The sequence below is a fragment of the Prosthecobacter sp. genome, assembly GCF_020439865.1.
In the GTDB taxonomy this organism is placed as follows: domain Bacteria; phylum Verrucomicrobiota; class Verrucomicrobiia; order Verrucomicrobiales; family Verrucomicrobiaceae; genus Prosthecobacter.
Genome location: NZ_JAGRPF010000214.1, coordinates 33942 through 56564, shown reverse-complemented (window position 1 = coordinate 56564; position 22623 = coordinate 33942). Strand labels below are relative to the sequence as shown.

21 protein-coding genes are annotated in these 22623 nt (G+C 60.9%); 16 read left to right on the top strand and 5 right to left on the bottom strand.

The genetic code is table 11. The features are described from left to right. Positions 1-5 precede the first annotated feature (5 nt). Positions 6-383, bottom strand: a complete 378-nt coding sequence (locus tag KDL09_RS22930; protein WP_294390456.1) for a VOC family protein — start codon at positions 381-383, stop codon at positions 6-8. Positions 384-458: 75 nt separating this feature from the next. On the opposite strand from KDL09_RS22930, the gene KDL09_RS22925 reads away from it, so the two are divergent. The 6 genes from KDL09_RS22925 to KDL09_RS22900 all read left to right on the top strand — a co-directional run bounded on the left by KDL09_RS22925 (position 459) and on the right by KDL09_RS22900 (position 7380). Next, entirely contained in the window at positions 459-1217 is a 759-nt protein-coding gene (locus KDL09_RS22925) for an SDR family NAD(P)-dependent oxidoreductase (RefSeq protein WP_294390453.1), read from the top strand. Next, on the top strand, positions 1217-2677 hold the full coding sequence (locus KDL09_RS22920; RefSeq protein WP_294390450.1) for a malonate decarboxylase subunit alpha: 1461 nt from the start codon (positions 1217-1219) through the stop codon (positions 2675-2677). Before KDL09_RS22925 ends, KDL09_RS22920 begins: the two co-directional genes overlap by 1 nt. Continuing rightward, entirely contained in the window at positions 2674-3816 is a 1143-nt protein-coding gene (locus tag KDL09_RS22915) for a thiolase family protein (RefSeq protein ID WP_294390446.1), read from the top strand. Before KDL09_RS22920 ends, KDL09_RS22915 begins: the two co-directional genes overlap by 4 nt. A gap of 90 nt (positions 3817-3906) precedes the next feature. Then, positions 3907-4611, top strand: coding sequence for a succinate dehydrogenase cytochrome b subunit (locus KDL09_RS22910; RefSeq protein WP_294390444.1), 705 nt, complete (start codon positions 3907-3909; stop codon positions 4609-4611). Positions 4612-4656: 45 nt separating this feature from the next. After that, positions 4657-6573 (top strand): fumarate reductase/succinate dehydrogenase flavoprotein subunit, encoded by a 1917-nt coding sequence (locus KDL09_RS22905; RefSeq protein ID WP_294390441.1) that lies wholly within the window; start codon positions 4657-4659, stop codon positions 6571-6573. A gap of 18 nt (positions 6574-6591) precedes the next feature. After that, positions 6592-7380: a succinate dehydrogenase/fumarate reductase iron-sulfur subunit gene (locus KDL09_RS22900; protein WP_294390438.1), complete on the top strand. Its 789-nt coding sequence runs from the start codon at positions 6592-6594 to the stop codon at positions 7378-7380. Positions 7381-7436: 56 nt separating this feature from the next. Here the strand turns inward: KDL09_RS22900 and KDL09_RS22895 are convergent, their stop codons facing one another. The 3 genes from KDL09_RS22895 to KDL09_RS22885 all read right to left on the bottom strand — a co-directional run bounded on the left by KDL09_RS22895 (position 7437) and on the right by KDL09_RS22885 (position 9704). After that, positions 7437-7829, bottom strand: a complete 393-nt coding sequence (locus tag KDL09_RS22895; protein WP_294390435.1) for a polymer-forming cytoskeletal protein — start codon at positions 7827-7829, stop codon at positions 7437-7439. Positions 7830-7843: 14 nt separating this feature from the next. Next, positions 7844-8587: a hypothetical protein gene (locus tag KDL09_RS22890; protein WP_294390433.1), complete on the bottom strand. Its 744-nt coding sequence runs from the start codon at positions 8585-8587 to the stop codon at positions 7844-7846. Between the two features lie 97 nt (positions 8588-8684). Next, the gene (locus KDL09_RS22885) at positions 8685-9704 is read right to left on the bottom strand and encodes a hypothetical protein (RefSeq protein WP_294390431.1); all 1020 of its coding nucleotides are present in this window, start codon (positions 9702-9704) and stop codon (positions 8685-8687) included. Between the two features lie 87 nt (positions 9705-9791). Between KDL09_RS22885 and KDL09_RS22880 the strand changes: the two genes are divergently transcribed. The 4 genes from KDL09_RS22880 (at position 9792) to KDL09_RS22865 (ending at position 17395) form a co-directional block, all read left to right on the top strand. Beyond that, the gene (locus KDL09_RS22880) at positions 9792-10487 is read left to right on the top strand and encodes a zinc metallopeptidase (RefSeq protein WP_294390428.1); all 696 of its coding nucleotides are present in this window, start codon (positions 9792-9794) and stop codon (positions 10485-10487) included. Between the two features lie 30 nt (positions 10488-10517). After that, entirely contained in the window at positions 10518-11228 is a 711-nt protein-coding gene (locus KDL09_RS22875) for a prolyl oligopeptidase family serine peptidase (RefSeq protein ID WP_294390423.1), read from the top strand. A 70-nt stretch (positions 11229-11298) separates the two neighbouring features. After that, positions 11299-15120 (top strand): bifunctional serine/threonine-protein kinase/formylglycine-generating enzyme family protein, encoded by a 3822-nt coding sequence (locus KDL09_RS22870; protein WP_294390417.1) that lies wholly within the window; start codon positions 11299-11301, stop codon positions 15118-15120. A 70-nt stretch (positions 15121-15190) separates the two neighbouring features. Continuing rightward, a complete protein-coding gene (locus tag KDL09_RS22865; protein WP_294390415.1) occupies positions 15191-17395 on the top strand; it encodes an alpha/beta hydrolase family protein in 2205 nt (734 codons plus the stop codon). Positions 17396-17403: 8 nt separating this feature from the next. On the opposite strand, the gene KDL09_RS22860 is transcribed toward KDL09_RS22865, so the two are convergent. Then, positions 17404-17601, bottom strand: a complete 198-nt coding sequence (locus KDL09_RS22860; protein WP_294390413.1) for a hypothetical protein — start codon at positions 17599-17601, stop codon at positions 17404-17406. A 280-nt stretch (positions 17602-17881) separates the two neighbouring features. Here KDL09_RS22860 and KDL09_RS22855 point away from each other — a divergent pair, with 280 nt between their 5' ends. The 6 genes from KDL09_RS22855 (at position 17882) to KDL09_RS22830 (ending at position 22597) form a co-directional block, all read left to right on the top strand. After that, on the top strand, positions 17882-18238 hold the full coding sequence (locus tag KDL09_RS22855; RefSeq protein WP_294390410.1) for a glutaredoxin: 357 nt from the start codon (positions 17882-17884) through the stop codon (positions 18236-18238). Positions 18239-18329: 91 nt separating this feature from the next. Then, positions 18330-18962 carry a DUF2959 domain-containing protein gene (locus KDL09_RS22850; protein ID WP_294390408.1) on the top strand — a complete coding sequence of 211 codons (633 nt, stop codon included), beginning with the start codon at positions 18330-18332 and terminating at the stop codon, positions 18960-18962. A 96-nt stretch (positions 18963-19058) separates the two neighbouring features. Further along, the gene (locus tag KDL09_RS22845; protein ID WP_294390406.1) at positions 19059-20399 is read left to right on the top strand and encodes a PQQ-dependent sugar dehydrogenase; all 1341 of its coding nucleotides are present in this window, start codon (positions 19059-19061) and stop codon (positions 20397-20399) included. Between the two features lie 38 nt (positions 20400-20437). Then, on the top strand, positions 20438-21265 hold the full coding sequence (locus KDL09_RS22840) for a platelet-activating factor acetylhydrolase IB subunit (RefSeq protein WP_294390403.1): 828 nt from the start codon (positions 20438-20440) through the stop codon (positions 21263-21265). A 65-nt stretch (positions 21266-21330) separates the two neighbouring features. Then, positions 21331-21945 carry an HAD family phosphatase gene (locus KDL09_RS22835; RefSeq protein ID WP_294390399.1) on the top strand — a complete coding sequence of 205 codons (615 nt, stop codon included), beginning with the start codon at positions 21331-21333 and terminating at the stop codon, positions 21943-21945. An 82-nt stretch (positions 21946-22027) separates the two neighbouring features. Next, on the top strand, positions 22028-22597 hold the full coding sequence (locus tag KDL09_RS22830) for a UvrB/UvrC motif-containing protein (RefSeq protein ID WP_294390394.1): 570 nt from the start codon (positions 22028-22030) through the stop codon (positions 22595-22597). The last annotated feature ends 26 nt before the right edge of the window (positions 22598-22623 follow it).

Here is a 22623-nt window from a genome sequence, read left to right as displayed (position 1 = left end):
TCAGATTATTTCCGGTATTCGATCAGTTCTATCTCATACCCCTCGGGGGCGTCAATAAAGGCAAAAACGCCGCTGGAGCTCTGCGTCGGGCCGTCAGACAGCGGATAGCCAAGCGCGGCGGAATGTTTCGCAAATTCCTCAATGCTGTCTACCTCGAACGCGAGGTGCGTCAGATCGCTGCAAAACGTAACCTGCCCGCTGGCTGGATAACTGCAGATCTCGATGAGTTCATCGCTGTTCGGCGTCTGCAGAAAGACGAGTTCCGATCCTCGTGGCGACTTGTGGCGGCGGATTTCCTTCAGGCCGAGCACCTGGGTGTAGAAGTTCACCGTTTTCTCGAGATCGTTCACCCGGTAGCGGGTGTGGAGGAGCTTTTTGACCATAACTGACTTGTTTATGCCACAGGCTGTCGGCAATGACAAACATCGAATGCCCGTTTAACTGTCCGCCATTCAATCATGATCAACATCGACCTCACAGACAAAGTCGCCCTCGTCACCGGCGCATCGCAGGGCATCGGCGCCCAGGTGGCCCGGACATTTCACCGCGCCGGTGCCACAGTGGTGCTCAATCACCTCGGCACACCGGGCACCACGGAAGATGCGCAGACGCTCGCTGATGAACTCAATCTCGCCCGCACCGACAGCGCCAGCATCATCGCAGCCGATGTTTCCAAGCCCGAACAGGTGCAAACCATGATGGGAGATGTTCAGGCCCGTCACGGCGGACTCGATTATCTCATCAACAACGCCGCCATCATCAAGGACCGCACCATCGCCAAGATGGGGCTCGATGAATGGGACGCGGTCATCGATGTGAACCTCTCCGGCGTGTTCTACTGCTGCAAATACGCCCTCGAGATCATGCGCGATCACGGCGCGATCGTGAGCTTCGGCAGCATCGCGGCCATCCAGGGCTTCTTCGGCCAGGCCAACTACGCCTCGGCCAAATCCGGTGTGCAGGCCATGATGCGCGTGCTCAGTCGTGAAGCAGCGAAGAAGCAGATTCGCGCCAATGCGATCGCACCGGGTGTCATCGACACCGCCATGGCTGCCACCATTCCCGAGAGTGTCCGCGCCGAGATGATCAAAAACGTTCCCCTCGCACGATTCGGCACGACCGAGGAAGTCGCGAACGTCGTGCTCTTCCTCTGCTCGCCGCTGGCCAGCTACGTGACGGGGCAAACAATCGAAATCAACGGCGGCTGGAGAGGCTGATGCGTTCACCAGCCGTCATCGCCACTGCCGACGAAGCCGTCGCCGCCATTCCAAGCGGCGCCACGGTGGCGGTCAGCGGCTTTGTCGGTGCCGGGCACGCGGAGATGCTCACCTCGGCCTTGGAGCGCCGCTTCCTGCAAACCGGCACGCCGAACGATCTCACTCTCTACTATTGCGCGGGACAAGGTGATCGTGCGGAGCGCGGCATGAACCACCTCGCGCATCGCGGATTGCTCAAACGCATTGTCGGCGGTCATTGGAACCTCGCGCCGAAGCTCGGCGCACTCGCGCTCGCGAATGAAGTCGAAGCCTACAATCTGCCGCAGGGCGTGCTCAGTGTGCTCACGCGCGAGATTGCGGCGAAGCGGCCGGGATTGATCACGAAGGTCGGCATGAACACCTTCATCGATCCGATTCACGGCGGAGGGATGCTCAACGCACGCACGACCGAGCCGCTCGTCGAACGCATCGAACTGGATGGCGAGACGTGGCTGCGTTACAGGCCGATGCCCATTCATGTGGCGCTCATTCGCGCGACGTATGCGGACCATGGCGGCAATCTGAGCATGGAATGCGAAGGCCTGATCAGCGAGGTGCTGCCGATGGCGCAGGCGGCGAAGAACCATGGCGGCATCGTCATCGCGCAGGTGGAGAGCGTTGTGGATCAACTGCCGGATCCGAAGGCCGTGCGCGTGCCGGGTATTCTCGTCGATTATGTCGTCACATCCTCGGGCGTGCAGCACGACCAGACATTTGGCGAGGTCTTCAACGAAGACTTTGTCGTCACCGGCGACGGCAGCTTCGAACTGCCCGTCATGCCCGAATCCGAGCGCAAACAAATCGGCACACGTGCCCTGCGCGAGATTCGACAGGGCGACATCGTGAATCTTGGCATCGGCTTGCCAGAAGCCGTGGCCATGGTCGCCGCGGAGACGGGACGCTTGCAGGAGTTCACGCTCACCGTCGAAAGCGGTCCCACCGGCGGCGTGCCCGCGTCCGGCCTCAGCTTTGGTTGCAGCCACTTTCCGGAAGCCGTGATCGACCAGCCTTCGCAATTCGACTTCTACGACGGCGGCGGGCTCGACATCGCGGTACTTGGCGCGGTTGAGGTCGATGCCGAAGGCAGCGTAAACGTCGCCAGCTTCGCGGATCGTTTCGCCGGCGTCGGCGGATTCGTGAACATCGCTCAAAGCGCACGCCGTCTGGTGTTCTGCTGCACGTTCCAGGCGAAGGGAAATGCCAAGTTTGTGCGATCGCTCCAGCACGTCTGCTTTCACGGCCCCACGGCGCTGCAAAACGGGCAGCAGGTGATTTACGTCACTGAACGCGCCGTGTTTGAACTCACACCGCAGGGGCTGCGCCTCGTCGAAATCGCCGCCGGACTCGATTTGCAGCGCGATGTGCTTGATCAGATGCAATTCACGCCCCTGCTCGCCGAAACCATCCGCACCATCCCATGAAGCCCGTTTACATCATCGAAGCCAAGCGCACGCCCATCGGAAGATTCGGCGGCGGACTGAAGGCGCTTTCCCCCACTGAACTCGGTCACACGCTCGGCGAGGCGATGTTGCCAAAGGAACTGCGTCCGCATATTCAGCAGGTCATTCTCGGTCAGGTGCTGCAAGCGGGTGCGGGCATGAATGTGGCGCGTCAAATCGGCCTCAAGCTCGGCATTCCTCAGGACGTGCCCGCGTTCACCGTGAACATGGCCTGCGGCTCTTCGTTAAAAGCCGTGGCTCTAGCCGCCGATGCCATCCGTAGCGGCGAAAGTGATCTCATTCTCGCTGGTGGTGTCGAATCGATGAGCCGCGCACCGCATTACGCGACAGATCTGCGCTTTGGCAAAAAGCTCGGCGATTCGTCGCTGCAGGACGCAATGTTTGTCGATGGCCTGACCGACCCGCTGCTCAAGATCGGCATGGGCGAGACGGCAGAGCGCATTGCCGACAAACATGGCATCACTCGGGTTGAACAAGACGCCTTCGCTGCGCTCAGTCAAAGCCGTGTCGCGGCGAATCGTGCGGGTTTGAGCCGTGAGATCATTCCTGTAAGCGATCTGACCGAAGACGAACATCCGCGCGCCGACACAACCGCCGAATCACTCGCGAAACTAAAGCCTGCCTTCCGCAAAGACGGCACCGTGACCGCTGGAAACGCCTCCGGCATCAACGATGGTGCTGCCTTGGTCCTGCTTGCCAGCGAAGAGGCTGTGTCACGTCACGGGTTGAAACCGAAAGCCCGGATCATCGCCTGCGCTGCCGTCGGCTGCGACCCGGCGTTGATGGGCCTTGGTCCGGTCGGAGCCATTCAGAAAGTATGCGCTCAAACCGGTTGGAGCCTCGGTGACATCGATGCCGTGGAGATCAACGAGGCGTTCGCCGTCCAAACCCTCGGCTGCATCAAGGAACTCGGCCTCGACGCCACGAAGGTCAATCCACGCGGCGGGGCCATCGCCCTCGGCCACCCGATAGGGGCCAGCGGAGCCCGCGTTTTGGTCACCCTGCTGCACTACTTGGAAGACCACGGCCAGCATCGCGGCATCGCCAGCCTGTGCATCGGCGGCGGCATGGGCATCGCGATGGCGATCGAGCGGGTTTGAGACAAGATCGCAGCAGCGATTTGGCAGGAAAAATGCACGCTCGGCTTGCACGGTGACAGCGTATCTCCATGATGATGGCCCACTCCCCACATGAGCGCTGTTTTTGACTCCCTTTCGCGATTTTACGCGTCCTCCATCGGCAAGAAAATCCTGGTGGCCCTGACGGGCCTCGTGCTGATCGGATTCGTTCTCGGCCACATGATTGGCAACCTGCTGATTTTCGTCGGCAAGGACGCCATCAATGAATACGGCCACATGCTCCAGACCATGCTGCACGGCGGCGGCGTCTGGATCGCCCGCATCGGCCTGCTGACGGCGGTCGTGATTCACATCGTCGCCACGATCTCGCTGACCAAAGCCAACCGGGACGCACGGCAGGACAAATACGGCATGCAGAAGGCGCAGGTGAGCAGCAAGTCCTCCCACATCATGATCTGGAGCGGCCTGACGATCCTGGCCTTCATCGTGTATCACCTGCTGCACTTCACCGTCCGTGCCGGCAATGACTACGCGACTTATAAGACCACGCTGCACGGCGAAACCGTCCACGATGTCTATCGCATGGTCATCGCGGGCTTCTCCTGGGCGCCTGCGTCCATTTTCTACCTCATTGCCATGGGACTGCTGTGCAGCCACCTGAGCCACGGCTTCAGCAGCCTCTTCCAGACGCTCGGCATCAGCACGGACAAGACCGAGCCGCTCTTTAAAAAGGCCGGTTACGCCTTCGCCGGACTCATCTTCGCCGGAAACGCCGCCATCGTCCTCGCCATCTGGCTCTTCGGCTACGGCCGCTGAATCTGACTCTTCGCCCTCCGCCCTTAGCTCTCCGCCTTTTTCGCCATGTCTCTCGACTCTCACATTCCCTCCGGCCCGATGGCCATGAAGTGGTCCAAGCACAAGCAGGACTCGAAGCTCATCAATCCGAAGAACAAGCGCAAGTTCACCGTGCTCGTCGTGGGCAGCGGTCTCGCCGGTTCTTCGGCTGCGGCGACGCTCTCGGAACTGGGCTACAAGGTGAAGTGCTTCTGCTTCCAGGATTCCGCACGTCGCGCACACTCGATCGCAGCGCAGGGCGGCATCAACGCGGCGAAGAACTACCAGAACGACGGCGACAGCGTGCATCGTCTCTTCTACGACACAGTCAAAGGCGGCGACTTCCGCGCCCGCGAGGCCAATGTGCATCGTCTGGCCGAGGTCAGCGTGAACATCATCGACCAATGCGTGGCGCAGGGCGTGCCCTTTGCCCGCGAATACGGCGGCATGCTGGCGAATCGCTCCTTCGGCGGCGCCCAGGTGAGCCGCACGTTTTATGCGCGTGGTCAGACCGGGCAGCAGTTGCTGCTCGGTGCCTACTCGGCGCTGAACAAGGAAATCGCCGCAGGCGGTGTGCAGATGTATCCGCGCACGGAGATGCTCGACATCGTGACCGTCGATGGTCACGCGAAGGGCATCATCACACGCAATCTCGTCACCGGCAAAATTGAGGCGCATGCGGGCGATGCGGTGCTGCTTTGCACCGGCGGCTACGGCAACGTCTTCTACCTCTCCACGAACGCGATGGGCTGCAACGTCACCGCGACATGGCGCGCGCACAAGAAAGGTGCGTTCTTCGCGAATCCCTGCTACACGCAGATTCATCCGACATGCATTCCGGTGAGCGGCGACTACCAGAGCAAGCTGACGCTCATGTCCGAGTCGCTCCGCAACGACGGCCGCGTGTGGGTGCCGAAGAAGAAGGAAGATTGCGGCAAGGCGCCTTCGCAGATCGCCGAGGCCGATCGCGATTACTACCTCGAGCGCAAGTATCCGAGCTTTGGCAACCTTGCCCCGCGTGACATTTCGTCCCGCGCTGCGAAGGAAGCCTGCGATGACGGACGTGGCGTGGGCCCCGGCGGTCGCGGCGTGTATCTCGACTTCGCGGAAGCCATCCAGCAGTTTGGTGCCAACACCATCGCCGAGCGTTACGGCAATCTTTTCGAAATGTATGAGCGCATTACCGGCGAGAGCGCCTACAAGCAACCGATGCGCATCTACCCCGCCGTGCACTACACGATGGGCGGCCTGTGGGTGGACTACAATCTGATGAGCAACCTCCCCGGCCTGCACGTGCTCGGCGAGGCCAACTTCTCCGACCACGGCGCGAACCGTCTGGGCGCCTCCGCGCTCATGCAGGGCCTTGCCGATGGGTATTTCGTCATCCCGACCACCATCGCGAACTACCTCGTCGGTCAGAAGCCGGGCAGTATCACCACCGAGCATCCGGAGTTCAAGAAGGCGCTCGAAGACTGCAACGCGCAGACGAAGCACTTCCTCAGCAACAAGGGCAAGCGCAGCGTGGACAGCTTCCACCGCGAACTCGGCCTCCTCGTCTGGGACAAGTGCGGCATGGCGCGCACAAAGGAAGGACTGACCGAGGCTTTGAAGCGCATTCCTGAGCTGCGCGAAGAGTTCAAAACGAATCTGTTCGTCCCCGGCAGCGGCGACGCCTGCAATCCCGAGCTCGAAAAAGCCGGACGCGTGGCCGACTTCATGGAATTCGCCGAACTGCTCTGCCTCGACGCCCGTCATCGCGAGGAAAGCTGCGGCGGTCACTTCCGCAGCGAATACCAATACCCGGATGGCGAGGCCAAACGCGACGACGAAAACTTCTGTTACGCCGCCGCCTGGGAATACACCGGCGACTACGGCAAACCTACGCTCAACAAGGAGCCGCTCTCCTTTGAAGAAGTCCACCTCGCCGTGCGCAGCTACAAATAACGCCTTTTTCAACGTCCCATGTCCCAACTCAATCTTCACCTCAAAGTCTGGCGTCAAAACGCAGGCCAGCCCGGTCACTTCCAGGACATCGAAGCGCCGGAGATCCCGGATCACGCCTCATTCCTCGAAATGATGGACATCGTGAACGAGCGCCTCATCGCGAAGGGCGAGGAGCCCGTCGCATTCGACCACGACTGCCGAGAAGGCATCTGCGGCATGTGCTCCATGCAGATCAACGGCGTGCCACATGGCCCCGAGAAGGCCACCACGACCTGCCAGCTTCACATGCGCAAGTTCCGCACCGGCGACACGATCTGGATCGAGCCGTTCCGCGCGAAGGCCTTTCCGGTCATCAAGGATCTCGTCGTCGATCGCGGCGCGTTTGATCGCATCCAGCAGGCCGGTGGTTTCGTCAGCGTGCGCACCGGCGCTCCGCAGGATGCCAACGCGCTGCCTATCGGCAAAGAAATCGCCGATGCCGCGATGGATGCCGCCGAATGCATCGGCTGTGGTGCCTGCGTGGCCGCCTGCAAAAACGCCAGCGCCATGCTCTTCGTCTCCGCCAAGGCCGGCCAGCTCAATCTCCTGCCACAGGGCAAGCCCGAGAAGGACCGCCGCACGCTCGGCATGGTGCGTCAGATGGACAAGGAAGGCTTCGGCAACTGCACCAACCAATACGAGTGCGAAGCCGCCTGCCCGAAGGAAATCAGCGTCCGCTGGATCACCAAGCTCAACCGCGATTACGCGGTGGCCGCCATCAAGGATGCTCTCGGCAACTCGCCGAAGGTCGCCGGCGGCGGAGATTGAGCCGCGAATCTCGACTTTTCACTGAAAAGCCCGGCCATAAAAGCCGGGCTTTTTTGTCATCTGACGTCAAAGAAGTCAAAGAAGAACAGTACTGCTGCCTGCTCGTTTGTCATGCCCTCGGCCCGACCCACGATGCTGCCGCGGTCGCGCACGTCACCGTTCGACTCGATGCGACCGACGATGCTGCCGCTCTTGCGCACGTCACCGTTGCTTTCGATCTTGCCGACCAAGCTGCCGCTCTTGCGAATCGAGCCGTCGCTTTCGATTTTGCCGTTGAGGCTGCCGCGCACGCGGATGTCGCCACTGCTTTCAAACTTGCCGACGATGCTGCCATGCAATCGCACCGTGCCGTCATTTTCAACGCGTCCGACAATCGAACCGCGAACGCGAATGTCGCCCGCAAACACCGAGACCGTAAAAAGAAGGCCGACCAGCCAGCGAATGCGCATGCCTGGCATCGAAGTTACTTGTTCTCCGGCGCTGGAGGTTTGCCACCATCCGCAGGAGGGCGGCGAAAACCACCAGCGCTTCCTCCGTCTGTGCCCTCGAATTTTTCCCTGAGCTTTCTGAACTCGTCGCCAGCCACCTCACGATACACTTCGCGCAGATGCCCGAAGGCGGCCATGCGTTCCTCAGGCGGCAGCTGGGCGAGCTTTTCCATCTCCTCCTTCACACGTGGCATTTGCATGATGCGCTCGTGAAAGCGGCGGGTTTCCTCGCGGCGTTCCGGCTTGGAAACGGAAAGCATCTCGGCACCAAGGCGGATGGCGGCCATGCGCGCAAAATCGGGCGAGTCCGGTTTCGGCATCTCCGGCAGGCCGCGCTGGTCCACCGGAAACGGCGGTTTGATCTTTTCGAGGATGCTCACAACTTCAGGGTCGATCTCCTTGAGCGCGGCGTGCAGCACGTTGCGCATGTCCTCATTCGCCTTCATCGCCTTGTCACGCGATTCGATCACCTCTGGCCGCTGCCAAGCCTTTTCAAAGGCGGCGCGCACCTTCTGCTTCTCAGCCTCCGACAGCTTTTCAAAGCCGTCGAATCCGCGCTGGGGCTTGCCCTTGCCAGGCATCATTCCAGGAGGTCCGCGACGTTCTCCATCCCGATGCGGCGGCCCGCCTTCGCCCGGTTTCGGCGGCGGAGGCTGGGTGCCTTCAGACTGGGCCACGGCGGTCGTGGCGAGGGCAAAAAATAGAACCAAAGGGCGCATGGGCGGCATCTTCCGCCGCCGCGCCCCTTTGGCAACCTGATAGCTGGACTCGGGGTTCATCGCGAAGGTAAACCGTCCCGAAGGCGCAAAGTTGCAGCTACTTGAGCCGCTCCAGCTTCAGCAGCGGAGCCGCAGGCGATGAGAACTGCGCCACATAAAGATTCCCCTCGCCATCCACGGCCACGCCGTGGGGGTGAATGAAGGTCGTTCCATCGCTCTTCATCGGCTGCAGCACGCCGTTTTCATACATGGCCGGAGGAGCGCCGATGTTCGAAACGATGCGGTACTCGCGATCCACAATCGAGATGAAGCCGGGCGCATTTTTGTCCTTCGGCCATTGATCGCCCAGATGCGGCACGATCGCGTATTCGCCCCAGAGCACGATGTCACGCGGATTGCCGCCGGGCATCGGGATCTTGTCCACAAACCTGCCTTCCGCCGTGAAGCGTTTGATCTCCTGCTGATCGCTCATCGCAATGATGATGCGCGGGTTCGCAGGATCCCGACCGTCCAGCGCTCCGCCATGCGGCCCCCAGTGCTTCAACTGGTCCTCCCCTTCCCCAAGGGTCCCGCCCCACCAGCGCAGCAGCGTGCCGTCCGGCTGATAATGGAAGATGTAGTCCTTGCCGTAGCCGTCGAAGACACAGAAGTCGCCATGCGCGAAGTGAATCGTTTTCGAGGGCCGGTACTCCTTCGCATCAGCGTAGAGCTTCGTCTTCTCCGGCCACGGAAACACGGCCAGTTCCTCGCCTTCGAGCGTCAGCTTACGCACCTCATGCAGTTGCGTGTCCGTGATGAACAGCACCTCACGGTTGCCCTCGTTCACCACGCTCATGCCGTGCGCACCGGGCATGCGAGCCGTCCAATGTTTGATCAAGGCGCCGCTCTGAGAATCGAGGATGATCACATTGTTCCTCGGATCGTCCGTTAGAAACAGCAGACGCCCTGAGTTGTCCACGACGACCGCGTGTCCGTTCTTCACGTTCACCTGCGCCAGCGCCTCACGACCCCAGCCCGGCACCACACGATACCGAAACTCGCCCTGCCCGAGAATCTCCCCGGCGATTGAAACAGTTGTCACACAGCAGGCGGCGAGGAGGACGAACAAGCGGATCATGCACGCATCCAATCACGCCGCCCAGCGTCCTGCAAGAACGTCGCACACTCGATTTGCCTGCCCGCGTAATGCTGCGAGGGTTGCCGCATGCCTCTCATTCTCATCGGTGTCGTCCTCTTTGCCGCACTCGCCCTCGCTCGCTGGGCGACGGCCCGGTATGAGACGATGATGATGAAGGGCGCGCGCGTCAATGCCCCCACGGCGCACACCGGAGCCGAGATCGCCCTGATGTTCCTCAAATCCGAAGGCGTCGAGGATGTCCAGGTCGTCGAGCACAACGCGGTCGTCAGCGATTACTTTGATCCCGTCCGCCGCCGCCTGTTTTTGCGACGCGAATCCGCTCAGGGCACCACGCTCGCCGCCTGGGCCACCGCCTTGCATGAAGCCGCGCACGCCCTGCAGACCGGTGACAGCCTGGGCGAACTCAAATGGCGTCAGAGCTGCATCCGCATGAGCCGCTATCTGCCTGTCGCAGCCGTGTTTCTCATCACCGGCCTCATGGTCTTCCGCGTCATGGTTCCACGCATCGCCATCCTCGTCGCCGCGGGTGTGTTCCTGCTCATTCTGCTGCTCAACGCCGGCAGCATTCCGATCGAGATGAACGCGAACAAACGCCTCCGCGACTTCCTCGACAAACACTTGAGAAGTCACGAGCAGGCACGCAGCCGCCTCGACGAACTGCTTTTCTGCATGGCAATCCGCGAGGCAGGTGACCTTCTGCGTTCGCCGCGCTACTTCTTCCTCAGCGCTCTTCCGGGCACGGGAAAATCACGCCCGTCGTAAGCGTGGCCTGCGGATCATCGTTTGGCTCGCATGGTCAAATCACTCGTCGTCCTTCTTGCCACCGCTTCATTCGCTCTCGCCGACACCCAAACACCGCAGAACTTCACCGGCGATTTCGTCATCAAGGTCAACTACAGCTACCTGCTGAGCAAACCTGAGGGCTACGAAGCCGACGCGAAGAAGAAGTGGCCGCTCGTGATCTTTCTCCACGGCAGCGGCGAGCGCGGCAGCGATCTGGAAATGTTGAAGAAGCACGGTCCGCCGAAGTTGATCGCCGAAGGTCAAAAGTTCCCCGCTGTGATCGCCAGCTTGCAGTGCCCGAAGAATGAGCTGTGGAATCCGCACGGCGTGAAGGCCGTCACCGACCACCTCATCAAAACCGAGCACATCGACACCAGCCGAGTTTACCTCACCGGCCTCAGCATGGGTGGCTTCGGCACGTGGGAGACCGCGTTTGAGTATCCCCGTGCCTTCGCCGCCATCGCTCCGATCTGCGGCGGCGCGGGTGTCCGCTGGGTGACCGCCGAGCGTCTCAAAACCATGCCGTGCTGGATCTTCCACGGCGACAAGGACGGCGCTGTCCCCGTCGAAAACAGCCACAAGATCTACGACGCTCTCAAGAAGATCAACGCCCCCGTCAAACTCACGATCTATCCCGAAGTCGGCCATGACTCATGGACGCAAACGTACGCGAATCCCGAATTCTGGGAGTGGCTCTTCGCACAGAAACGTTCCTCTTAGGCGATCAACCGCAGCTTCCATACGTGTCAGCTTGACGTCAGCATCCTCTTTAGGCTAGAAGTCAGGCCGCATGCCGGAGCCTGATCACGCGCCCGATCTCGACGCGACCATTCGAGTGGCGGGCCCCTCGCCGCCGACGGATTCGCGTGATCCTCAGGATGTTCCTATGCCACAGGAACTCGCGCGGCTGCTGCCGGTTGACAACTACACCGTCGAGGGCTTCCTCGGCGCCGGCGGCATGGGTGCGGTTTACAAGGGCACGCAGGTGCGTTTGCAACGCAAGGTGGCCATCAAGATCATGCGCCGCGACCGGGCGAAGGATCAGGGCTTTGAGGAACGCTTCCGCCGCGAGGCGCTGGCCATGGCACAGCTCAATCACCCGAACATCGTCAATGTGATCGACTATGGCGAGGCGGGGCCGGAGTACCTTTACATCGTGATGGAGTTCATTGACGGCACCGATCTGGTGAACGTCATCCGCAGCGGCCAGATGACGCAGGAGACGGCGTTGAAGTTGCTGCCGCAGATCTGTGACGCGCTGCAGTTCGCCCACGACAACGGCATCGTGCATCGCGACATCAAGCCCGCGAACATCCTGCTGACGCGCGACGGCCGCATCAAGATGGCCGACTTCGGTCTCGCCAAGCGTTTTGACGCCGAGAACAGCTACCACACCCAGACCGGGTACGGCATGGGAACGCCAGACTACGCCGCGCCCGAGCAGTTCATGGGCGACGCGAATGTGGATCATCGTGCGGACATCTATGCACTCGGTGTGATGATCTATCAGATGGTCACCGGCACGCTGCCACGGGGTGCATGGAAGCCGCCTTCGGAAAAAGCAGGTGTGGATTCCTACTGGGACCACATCGTGGCCCGCGCTCTGCAAACCGACCCGCACGAGCGCTATGCCAGCGTCAGTGAGATCAAGACGGATCTCGGCGGCATCACAACCGTGACCGGCGGACAGCCGCTAGCGTCGGATGGCGTGCAGAATCGGAAAACCGCAGGCATGACCGGAACCAAAGGCTCCACGACCGCGCTCACGCAAGCCGGGGGCAGGCCGGCGACCAAAGCTCAACCTCATCCGGATCAAAAAGATGCACCGTTCACAAAAAACAACCGCGTTTGGGGTTCAGCACTCATCGTGGCAGGCACCATCGTGCTTCTGGCAGGCGGTTACTTCACCTGGGAGAAGTTCGAGGCCGCAGCGCCACTTCCTGCAAGTGCTTCTGCTGTGCCATCCGTTCCGCCCACATCTATGGCGAGAACGTGGACCGCGCCCACGCCCACTGCCTCAGTCGGCACCGAGTGGACGAATCTCATCCCCCACATCCAGCCACAGCGCGACGTCATTCGCGGCGAGTGGTCGGTGGATGAGAACGGCCTGCATGCGAAGCGCGCCCAATGGGCCCTCTGCAACATTCCCGTGCAGGACCCCGGAACGGACTACGACCTGCGCTACAAGGTGACGCGCGGCGAGGGCTCGCACCTCGCCATGTTCTTTGCCTTCCGCAAAGGCAGAACCGGCGGCTATGTGCCGATTGACTACACCCTCGCACACTTACCCGAGTTCGCCGACGGCCAGCGCTGGATCACGATCGAGGATCTCACAAATCTCGAAATGCGTGACGCCGCCACCCCCAGGGCCAAGCGCAAGGAGTGGCTCCCGAAAGGCAAAGCCTGCACCATCCTTCTTCAGGTGCGTGACAAGGAGGTCATCGTCTCCGTGAATGACGAGGAGGCCTTCCGTTGGCCCGCAGAGTGGTCAAAGCTCCAGCAAAAAGGCGGTGCGGGCGGCTCCATGTTCCTCGATGTGGCTGGCGACCCGATCTTCGGCGTCGGCATCTTCAATTGCGAGGCCACCTTTCACAGCATCGAGATGAAAAAGATGGAGTCCGGGAAGAGCGAATCTTCACCACCTCCAGGCATCACCATTGGCGACACCTGGACGGATCTCGTGCCTCACGTGAAACTCGATCGTGACGTTGTCCGAGGTGATTGGAAGTCTGGCAAAGAGGGTCTCGCCTGTGTGAATCTCGTGAAGTGGTCTCTTTGCAAGCTGCCCGTGAAGCAGCCCGAGGGAGACTACGAGATTCGCTGCCGGCTCACACGCACAGGCGGGCCGGTGGACGGATTGTTCTTTCCCTTTCGATGGGGCGACACAGGCGGATCGATCGGCATTGATTACCCCGGGCTGGTCTACTTCGATGGCCTGCGCAGAGCGGGGCTCGAAAGGATTGAGGGACGCGACCTGAAGACACCCTCTGACATGGTTTCAGCGCGCAAAGAATGGATCCCGATGGGCAAAACCTCCACCGTGCTTCTTCAGGTGGGAGCGAAAGAGGTGCGTCTCATGGTGGATGATGTCGAAGCCGTTCACTGGAAGGCCGACTGGTCTCAAATCCGACAAACCGGCAGCGGCACTCCATGGAGCGGCGTATTCACCGGACTGAGCGGCCCCATCTTCGGCATCGGCATGTACAACAGCGAGGTGACCTATCACAGCATCGAGATGCGGCGTGTCGGCACTCCCTCCGCCTCCACACCCGCTGCGGCCACCAAGGACGCACCGTTCGTCAACACCCTCGGCATGAAGTTCGTCCCCGTACCGATCACCGGCGGGCCGACGGACAAGCAGCGCGTGCTCTTCAGCATCTGGGAGACGCGGGTGCAGGACTACGAGGCCTTCGCGAAGGAGACGAAGCGCGAGTGGCCGAAGCCTGTCTTCCAGCAAGCGGCGACGCATCCTGCGGTGAACCTGAATTCGGATGACGCGGCTGCCTTCTGCGCGTGGCTGACGGAGCGCGAGCGCAAGGCCGGCAAGCTCGCCGCGAACGAAGTCTATCGCCTGCCGAGCGACCACGAATGGAGTTGCGTGGCAGGGATCGGTGACCAGGAGGACGCCGCGAAGCCACCGAACGAAAAGAGCGGGAAGATCCCGGCAGTCTATCCATGGGGCACGCAGTGGCCTCCGCCGCGGGACGCCGGCAATTACAGCGGCGAGGAGTTCCGGGACGATCCGCAGTCTCGAACGGGCAACAGGATCATGCTCGACGGCCACAACGATGGCTTTGTGCACAGTTCGCCCGTGGGGAGCTTCGCGGCGAACCCGCTCGGACTCTACGACCTTGGCGGCAACGCGTGGGAATGGTGCGTGGACCTGCACCCGGCATCGCATGCGAGTTGCCTGGTGCGTGGTGCTTCCTCGGATGATGGGAAATCCCGCGTCATGCAGTCTTCCTGGCGCATCACTCCCCCGCCATCGACTCGCCAGCCCAACTATGGCTTCCGCTGCGTACTGGAGCTTGCGCCTTCTGTTGCTGTCCCGACGACAAGCGCCGCGTCCCCAGCTTTCTCCTCTTTCGTCCCCGTGGTACGCTGGGTCGGCCACGAGGTCACCGTGACGCCGGAATCCACCAATCAGGAGCTTCCTGTAAAGCTCGCCGACGGCGGGATTCGTGTCCGCTATCGCGTGCTCGAGGCGGGAAGGAGCTACGTGGAACTGGTGCTGCGCCGGTCGAGTCTGCACGGCAATCTTCCGCGTTACGGCATCACGCTCTGGTCTGACTCCGGCACGGGCTCCAGCATTCTGATCATGGACGACCCGCCCAAATCCCCCCATCGCGTCCTTGCCAAAGTGGCGACTCGCCCGAGTGCGAATCCCGGGGAGGAGCACTGCCTGGAGTTTTACGCCATCGGCGACCGCCTCACGTTCTTCATGGATGGCAAGGAACTGGCGACCGGAACGGACAACCGGCTTGCAGAAGGATATGCGGCCCTCGCGGCAGTAGGCCCCATCAAGGTGATCAGCGTAGAAACCGCGGATCTCAGCGAGGCGGCAAAAAACAGGGAATCCGCCGCGCCGTCTGCAACCAAGCCCGCCCCGTGACGGCTTTCCGTTGATCTGACAAGATTTGCAAACCGGAGAATCTCGACCGGCATGGCGCGTATGGATCCTCATGCGCCTTCCGACCCGTTCCTTGATTCTTTTATCTGTCATCGCGACCACGCTCGCCCATGCCCAAATTCTTCCCGGCACGAAGTCGCTGGAACCCAATCCGGATTTCTCGGCCACGATGGTCGCGGGCATCGACAAGATGGCGCTGCGGCTCATTGAGCAGTCGAAAGCGACACGCAAGCCGACGCGCGAGAAGCTGAAGGCGGCGCTGGGCATCGTGGATGAGCGCGTGCCATTCACGGATATCGAAGTCATCAGCAGTACGGCTGCCCCGGCGCTGCTGATGGAAACACCGATGTGCCGCGTGTTCCGCGTGCGTTGGCCGGTCTTCGATGGCGTGCATGGCGAAGGCATTTATATCCTGCCGAAGGACAAGGCGCATGCGCGGGTGATTTACATGCCGGACGCCTCCAGCAATCCGGAGAAGCTGGTGGACGAATGGCTGCTCACCACCGGCTGCGAGGTCGTCATTCCAACGCTGATCAGCCGTGATTCGGAGTTCAGCACGAACGACAAGTATGGCGTGAAGACGAACTGCTCGCATCGCGAGTGGATTTATCGTCAGAGCTACGAACTGGGCCGTCATCTCATCGGCTACGAGGTGCAGAAGGCGCTCGCGGTCGTTGATTGGTTCAAAGCGCAACCGGCGCAGGTGCCGCTGCTCATCGCCGGCGTCGGTGAAGGCGGCATGCTGGCGCTGCACGCGGCCGCGATCGATGAGCGCATCGACTGTGTTTACTCCGCAGGCTACTTCGCGCCGCGTGAAGGCGTGTGGGAGGAGCCGATCGAACGCAACGTCTTCGGCCTGCTGCGTGATCTGGGTGATGCAGAGATCGCCAGCCTCATCGCACCGCGTCCGCTGGCCCTGCAGCATCTGTTTTATCCGAAGCTCGTCGTTTCCATGGAAGCACCGAAGGGAGCACGCGCCATCGCCGCGCCGGGACGACTCACCGCGCCGGAGTTCAAAGCATTCGAAGCCGAGATCGCCCGCGCCAAGCAGCTCGCGCCCTCCAGCCGCATCATGACCTGCACGACGGAGACGCTGAACGACCAGATCATCCGTCACCTGCTGCCGAAGGAGACCGCCGAGGCCGCGTTGAGGACCTTGAAGGTCCCCGGCGCGACGTTTGCGCTCAAGCCCGATCCCACGCGGCAGAAGCGTCTCGTGCGCGAGCTGGAAACCTTCACGCAGCGCCTACTCTTCAGCACCGAGATCGAACGCAACAACGAGTTCTGGAAGAAGCTCCCGCTGAAGTCGGTCGAGGAATTCGAGAAGCACACCGCCGGTGAACGCGACCGCTTTTGGAACGAGGTCATCGGCCGTCTGCCGGATCCGAATCTGCCAATGAACGCGAAGAGCCGCTTCGTGCGCGAGACGGACAAGGTCGCGATCTACGAGGTCACGCTCGATGTGTGGGACGATGTCTTCGCCTGGGGCTGGCTGTGCTTGCCGAAGGATCTCAAAGAGGGCGAGAAGCGCCCCGTCGTCGTTTGTCAGCACGGCTTGGAAGGCATTCCTGAGGACACGATCACGACCGACGAAACACAGCGTGCGTTTGGCGCTTATCAGGCCTTCACGCTGCGCCTTGCGGAGCAGGGATTCATCACCTTTGCGCCGCACAATCCATATCGCGGCATGCACAACTTCCGCACGCTGCAGCGGAAGCTCAATCCGCTCGGTCTCACGCTCTACAGCGTCATCAACGGCCAGCATCAGCGCATTCTCGAATGGCTGAAGGCGCAGCCCTACGCGATGCCGGACAAGATCGCCTTTTACGGACTCAGCTACGGCGGCAAGTCAGCGATGCGCACGCCGGCGGTGCTCACGGACTACTGCCTGAGCATCTGCAGCGGCGACTTCAACGAATGGGTTCGCAAGTGCGTGAGCAGCGACATGCCCATGAGCTACCTCCACACGCACGAATACGAGATCTGGGAGTGGAACATGGGCCGCACCTTCAACTACGCCGAAATGGCCGCGCTGATCGCCCCGCGCCCGTTCATGGTCGAACGCGGCCACAACGACGGCGTCGGCATCGACGAATGGGTGAACTACGAATACGCCAAGGTCCGCCGCCTCTACAACAAGCTCCTCATCGGAGATCGCACAACCATCGAGCACTTCGACGGCCCGCACATGATCCACGGCGTGGGCACGTATGAGTTCCTGAAGGAGAAACTCGGGTGGCAGGGGAAACAGCCCTGACGAAAAGGCTACGCGGAAACGGCGTCTTCACCTTCCACCGGTGCCACATCCTCGCCGGCAAAGGCTCCCTGCTCATGCTGTGCAATGATGACCGGCACATGCGGCTCGCCTCCCTTTTCCTTCTTCTTGAGGCGCTTGGCCTCTTTGGCAGCTTTCTTGGCGAGATCGCGCTTCCGTTTCTCGAATGAATAATTGGGAGTGGCCATGAATGGAGTCGTTTGAGAGCAGGCTGCAGCCAGCAGCAACACAGTGGGTGATGACGCACCTGCCCTGGCGAACGGGCAGTCACGGAGAACGTAATCCATGGCCTCTCCGAGGAGGCGGCGAACACAGAAAAAGACCTGTGTGGCGACTATAGGGCCAGACTCACTGCTTTGTCTCCTATTTATCGGTCCGGCGATCCTGACTCGGCTTGTGGCGCGGACAGCCCGCAGGGTTGCATTCCCTGCATCGTCCGCTACGCTCGTGCCGTAACCCCAACGCGCTATGCAAACACCCAAAATCACCGCCTACCTGAAAACCTACTGTGGCTGGAGCGAAGGCGTCCGTGCCATCTTCCGCAAGTACAACCTTGACTACGAGGAGAAGGACATCATCAAGAACCCCGCCTTCCGCTGGGAGATGGAACAGAAGAGCGGCCAGCCGCTGTCCCCATGCGTCGAGATCAATGGCACCATGCTGGCCGACATCAGCGGCGCCGAAGTCGAAGCCTGGATGACCGAAAACAACCTGCTCGAAAAGAGCGATGCCGAGGCCGACGCCCCGACCAATTCGGCCTGCACCGACGCCCAGCACGCCGCGATGGCGGCCGGCCAGGTTGGCAATCTCAAATTCGTCGGCTGAGCCCGCTGAGATTTCGTTCTTTGAACGGGTTAACAGGATTGTGTTTCCATCACGGCCTGTTGACCCGTCTTCATTTCATCTCGTCCCAACCATGACCACACGCCTTTTTCTCTCCGCGTTCCTCCTCACGCTCGCCTCCTGCAACACCGTCTACTACGCAGCGTGGGAAAAGCTGGGCTATGAGAAGCGTGACCTGCTCAAGAGTGCCGTCAAAAAGGCGCGCGGGGAACAGAAGGAGGCAGGCGAGCAGTTCCAGGATGCGCTCACCCAGCTCAAGAAGCTCACCAATTACAACGGCGGCAATCTCGAAAGCGCCTACAACCGCTTCAAAGGCGAGTACGAAGACTGCGAAGCGCAGGCCACCGACGTGCGCCGGCAGATTCGCGAGGTGGACACGGTGGCGCGTGACCTTTTCCGCGAATGGGAGAACGAAATCCGCCAGTATGAGAACGCCAGCCTCGCCGCCGACAGCCGCCGCAAACTGTCAGAAACCCGGGCACGTTTTGAGCCGCTTTCGCGCTCTCTTCACGCCGCAGAATCGACGATGGACCCGGTGCTGCGCCAGTTCCGCGATCAGGTGCTCTTCCTGAAGCACAACCTGAACGCCGCCGCCATCGGCTCGCTCCGCGGCACGGCGGACAACATCCAGGGCGACATCCAACGGCTGCTCGATCAGATGAACCGCTCCATCGCCGAGGCGGACCGCTTTATCCAGACATTGTGAGGATGCAAAATCCTGCCGTTCTTCGGCTGGATGGATTTCATGCTTGCCCTGTGAAAGACGGTTTCATAGCCTCACCGTTCTTTCACCACCCAACCCATGAAATTCAACCGCACTCTCACGCTCGCGATCGGCCTGCTGGCCCTCCCCTCTCTCTCACGCGCTGCTGATTCCAGCACTGTCCAGCCAGGCGGCAAACTGCCCGGCAACCCCGCCATCGCCCTCGTTAAGATTGCCGATGATCTCGTCGATCCCGTCGCCGTCGCCGGTGCGCCGGATGGCAGCGGCCGCTTGTTTGTCTGCGAGCGTCCTGGCGTCATCCAGATCATCAAGGACGGCAAAAAGAACAAAAAGCCCTTCCTCGACATCAAGGACAAGACCATCAGCTCGTTCCTCGAGCTCGGCCTCTACAGCGTGGCCTTCCATCCAAAGTTCAAGGAAAACGGCCGCATCTTTTTCTGCTACGCCGACATGTGGTTCAACGGCGCGTCCATGATCTGCGAGGTCAAGGCGAAGAAAAACAAGCCTGACGAGGCCGACCTGGACTCGATCAAGGTGCTCATGCAGCTCGACTTCCCCTACTGCAACCACCATGGCGGCCAGATCGCCTTCGGCCCAGACGGTTATCTTTACGTCGGCAGCGGTGACGGCGGCTGGGAAGGCGACGTGATCAGCACCGGTCAGGATCTCCACACGCACATGGGCAAGATGCTCCGCATCGACGTGGACAACACCACACCCGACCGCAACTACAGCATTCCAAAGGACAATCCCTTCATCACCCTGCCACAGCAGATGACTCTCTTCGGTGTCACCGAACTTGCCTTCTCAAAAATCCACCCCAGGGCCAAGCCTGAAATCTGGGCCTACGGCCTGCGCAATCCATGGACCTTCAGCTTTGACGCGAAGACAGGCGACCTCTGGATCGCCGACATCGGCCAGAACCATTGGGAGGAGATCAACATGCAGCCCGCGGGCAGCAAAGGCGGCGAGAACTACGGCTGGAAGTTCATGTGCGGCTCCCACACCTTCCCGCTCGAAACTGAGAAGGATAATCCGCGTGTCGGCGTGCTTCCCGTCGCTGAATACAGCCACGTCGATCAGGGCATCTGCGTCATCAACATCGGAGTCAGCCGCAGCAAGGCGAATACCAGCCTCGAAGGCATCTACTTCTGCGCCGACTGGGGCAGCGGCAAGATCTGGGGCATCGCCAAGGACGGAGGCAAGTATCAGATGCAGGAACTGCTCGACCTCGACACCGCTCTTCGCCCGACCGGCAGCGGTTTCGATGCCGAAGGCAATCTCTACCTGACCCACGCCACCGCGAACTACGGCGGCCCGGTCGATCCTTACACCAGCGAACGCGGTGCCCTGTGGAAACTCGTTCCCGCCGACAAAGTGCCCGCAGGCGCGGAAACGGCACCGCTGCAGAAGAAGTAAATCCCTTCTCCTACACACTACGAATTCGATGAGCAGCCATGAACTGGCTGCTCATTTCTTCCGACTCCACCTCTCAATACTTCCACTACATGAAAATCACGTCACTCACTCTCTCCATTCTTCTGCCCTTCACCGCAGTTGTTCAGGCGCAGACACCCGCTCCAGCCAAACCTGCCGCTCCTGCGGTCAAACTGCCCGCCCAAGCGCCAGATGTTGCAGCGCCAAAGATGGGACCGGATGGCAAGCCCAACACGGGCTTCATCGCGTCCCATGAAAAGTTTGTGGGCATCGCCAAGGAAGGCAAGGCGCAGCTCGTGTTCCTCGGTGACTCGATCACCGCAGGCTGGGCAGGCAACGGCAAGGAAGTGTGGGCCAAGGCTTTCAGCGAATACACACCCGCGAACTTCGGCATCGGTGGTGACCGCACGCAGCACGTGCTCTGGCGCATTCAGAACGGTGAGCTGGATGGCGGCATCAAGCCCAAGGCATGCGTTTTGATGATCGGCACGAACAATTCCGGAACCGACACCGCTGAAGGCATCGCCAAGGGCGTCACCGCCATCGTCGAAACCATTCGTGCGAAACAACCGCAGGCGAAAATCCTCCTGCTGGCCGTTTTCCCGCGCGGCAGCAAACCCGACGGCCAGCTCAATGCGCAAAACGACAAGCTGAAGGAGGTCAATGCGATCATCTCCAAGCTCGATGACGGCAAAAACATCTTCTACCTCGACATCGGCGGCAAGTTCCCCGTCGCCGACGGCAAGCTCGACAAGACCGTCATGCCCGACTTCCTGCATCTGTCCCCGGCCGGCTATCAGATCTGGGCCGATGCGATCGGTCCGAAGCTTGCCGAGCTGATGAAGTAATTCTGAAGCAATTCCGTTGGATTTCATCTGGTGCAAGGTGCCGCCAACGGGCATAGGGAGCGGCCATGTCCCAGCCCGCCCTCTTGTCCGACGTTGGCAAAGTTCTCATCGATTTCGACTTCAGCATCGCCGCCCGACGGCTGGCGGAGCAATGCGACCATCCGGCGGAGACGGTGCTGACGTTGTTCGATGACATCAAGGGCCCCTATGAGGACGGCCGCATGGATGATGCGACGTTTGTGCGCGAAGCGATGGCCGTGACCGGTTTCCGCGGCACCAAGGACGAGTTTGAGGCGATCTGGTGCGATATCTTCGCCCAAAATGAGCCGATGCACGCGACCCTGGGCGCTTTGCAAGGAAAGCTGCCCATGTACCTGCTTTCAAACACAAGCGGTCTGCACAAAGACTACTTTCTGCGGACCTTCGACATTTTCCGCCACTTCCGCGGGGGAGTGTATTCATACTCCGCCGGCTGTTCAAAACCGGGAGAGGCCATTTTTCACCACACCATCCGCCAGCTCGAGATCGATCCGGCGCGCACATTTTACATCGACGACCTGCAGCCAAACATTGAGACGGCGGCAAGACTGGGGTTCCGAACGTTTCATTACAGCTTTGCAAAGCATCCCCGGCTGCAGGAGGAACTGGACGAATGGCTGGCGGCTCAGGGCATCGGTTGACGGGCGCAAATACCTGTCATAACCAGTACGCGCTGCCGCTCGTATCACTTGTGTGACATGAACAGCATGCACGATCACTTCCATGAAATGCGACGTTTGCGAGAATGAGGCCACCGTGTTCCTCACTCAGATCATCAACGGTCAGATGACCACGGTGAATCTGTGTGAGACCTGCTCCAAGGCCAAAGGTGTGACCGAGGAGACCGGTTTCGGTCTCGCGGAGGCCTTTCTCAGCCCCTCGCACCGGACCGATTCGGATTCGATGGAGGTCGTATGTGACGCCTGTGGTTTCACGGCGTCCCAGCTCAAAAAAATCGGACGCATGGGCTGCCCTGAATGCTACGCGGCCTTTCGCGACGGGCTGGACGGCCTTCTGCGCAACATGCACAAGGGAACGCGTCATGTAGGCAAGCGCCCAACCCACCTGAGTGCTGCAGCGCCTCAGATGCTGCCCAGACAGCGGGCTTCAGTTGTCGCAGAACCGCCCCCGCCACCTCCTCCGCCGCCCCCGGCACCTGCCACACCACCGCCTGTCGATATTGCCAAGCTCCGTGCTGAACTGGATCTCGCGGTGCAGGAGGAGCGCTACGAGGATGCGGCCAAATTGAAATCCGAGATCGAACGTCTCCAGCCCAAGGCCTCCTCCAAATGAGAGGAGGGGAAGGGCGCCGTTTTTTG

Excerpts from the sequence above, each read along its gene's own strand:
- KDL09_RS22930 (WP_294390456.1), bottom strand. The coding sequence starts at position 383 with ATGGTCAAAAAGCTCCTCCACACCCGCTACCGGGTGAACGATCTCGAG.
- KDL09_RS22925 (WP_294390453.1), top strand. The coding sequence starts at position 459 with ATGATCAACATCGACCTCACAGACAAAGTCGCCCTCGTCACCGGCGCA.
- KDL09_RS22920 (WP_294390450.1), top strand. The coding sequence starts at position 1,217 with ATGCGTTCACCAGCCGTCATCGCCACTGCCGACGAAGCCGTCGCCGCC.
- KDL09_RS22915 (WP_294390446.1), top strand. The coding sequence starts at position 2,674 with ATGAAGCCCGTTTACATCATCGAAGCCAAGCGCACGCCCATCGGAAGA.
- KDL09_RS22910 (WP_294390444.1), top strand. The coding sequence starts at position 3,907 with ATGAGCGCTGTTTTTGACTCCCTTTCGCGATTTTACGCGTCCTCCATC.
- KDL09_RS22905 (WP_294390441.1), top strand. The coding sequence starts at position 4,657 with ATGTCTCTCGACTCTCACATTCCCTCCGGCCCGATGGCCATGAAGTGG.
- KDL09_RS22900 (WP_294390438.1), top strand. The coding sequence starts at position 6,592 with ATGTCCCAACTCAATCTTCACCTCAAAGTCTGGCGTCAAAACGCAGGC.
- KDL09_RS22895 (WP_294390435.1), bottom strand. The coding sequence starts at position 7,829 with ATGCGCATTCGCTGGCTGGTCGGCCTTCTTTTTACGGTCTCGGTGTTT.
- KDL09_RS22890 (WP_294390433.1), bottom strand. The coding sequence starts at position 8,587 with ATGCGCCCTTTGGTTCTATTTTTTGCCCTCGCCACGACCGCCGTGGCC.
- KDL09_RS22885 (WP_294390431.1), bottom strand. The coding sequence starts at position 9,704 with ATGATCCGCTTGTTCGTCCTCCTCGCCGCCTGCTGTGTGACAACTGTT.
- KDL09_RS22880 (WP_294390428.1), top strand. The coding sequence starts at position 9,792 with ATGCCTCTCATTCTCATCGGTGTCGTCCTCTTTGCCGCACTCGCCCTC.
- KDL09_RS22875 (WP_294390423.1), top strand. The coding sequence starts at position 10,518 with ATGGTCAAATCACTCGTCGTCCTTCTTGCCACCGCTTCATTCGCTCTC.
- KDL09_RS22870 (WP_294390417.1), top strand. The coding sequence starts at position 11,299 with ATGCCGGAGCCTGATCACGCGCCCGATCTCGACGCGACCATTCGAGTG.
- KDL09_RS22865 (WP_294390415.1), top strand. The coding sequence starts at position 15,191 with ATGCGCCTTCCGACCCGTTCCTTGATTCTTTTATCTGTCATCGCGACC.
- KDL09_RS22860 (WP_294390413.1), bottom strand. The coding sequence starts at position 17,601 with ATGGCCACTCCCAATTATTCATTCGAGAAACGGAAGCGCGATCTCGCC.
- KDL09_RS22855 (WP_294390410.1), top strand. The coding sequence starts at position 17,882 with ATGCAAACACCCAAAATCACCGCCTACCTGAAAACCTACTGTGGCTGG.
- KDL09_RS22850 (WP_294390408.1), top strand. The coding sequence starts at position 18,330 with ATGACCACACGCCTTTTTCTCTCCGCGTTCCTCCTCACGCTCGCCTCC.
- KDL09_RS22845 (WP_294390406.1), top strand. The coding sequence starts at position 19,059 with ATGAAATTCAACCGCACTCTCACGCTCGCGATCGGCCTGCTGGCCCTC.
- KDL09_RS22840 (WP_294390403.1), top strand. The coding sequence starts at position 20,438 with ATGAACTGGCTGCTCATTTCTTCCGACTCCACCTCTCAATACTTCCAC.
- KDL09_RS22835 (WP_294390399.1), top strand. The coding sequence starts at position 21,331 with ATGTCCCAGCCCGCCCTCTTGTCCGACGTTGGCAAAGTTCTCATCGAT.
- KDL09_RS22830 (WP_294390394.1), top strand. The coding sequence starts at position 22,028 with ATGAAATGCGACGTTTGCGAGAATGAGGCCACCGTGTTCCTCACTCAG.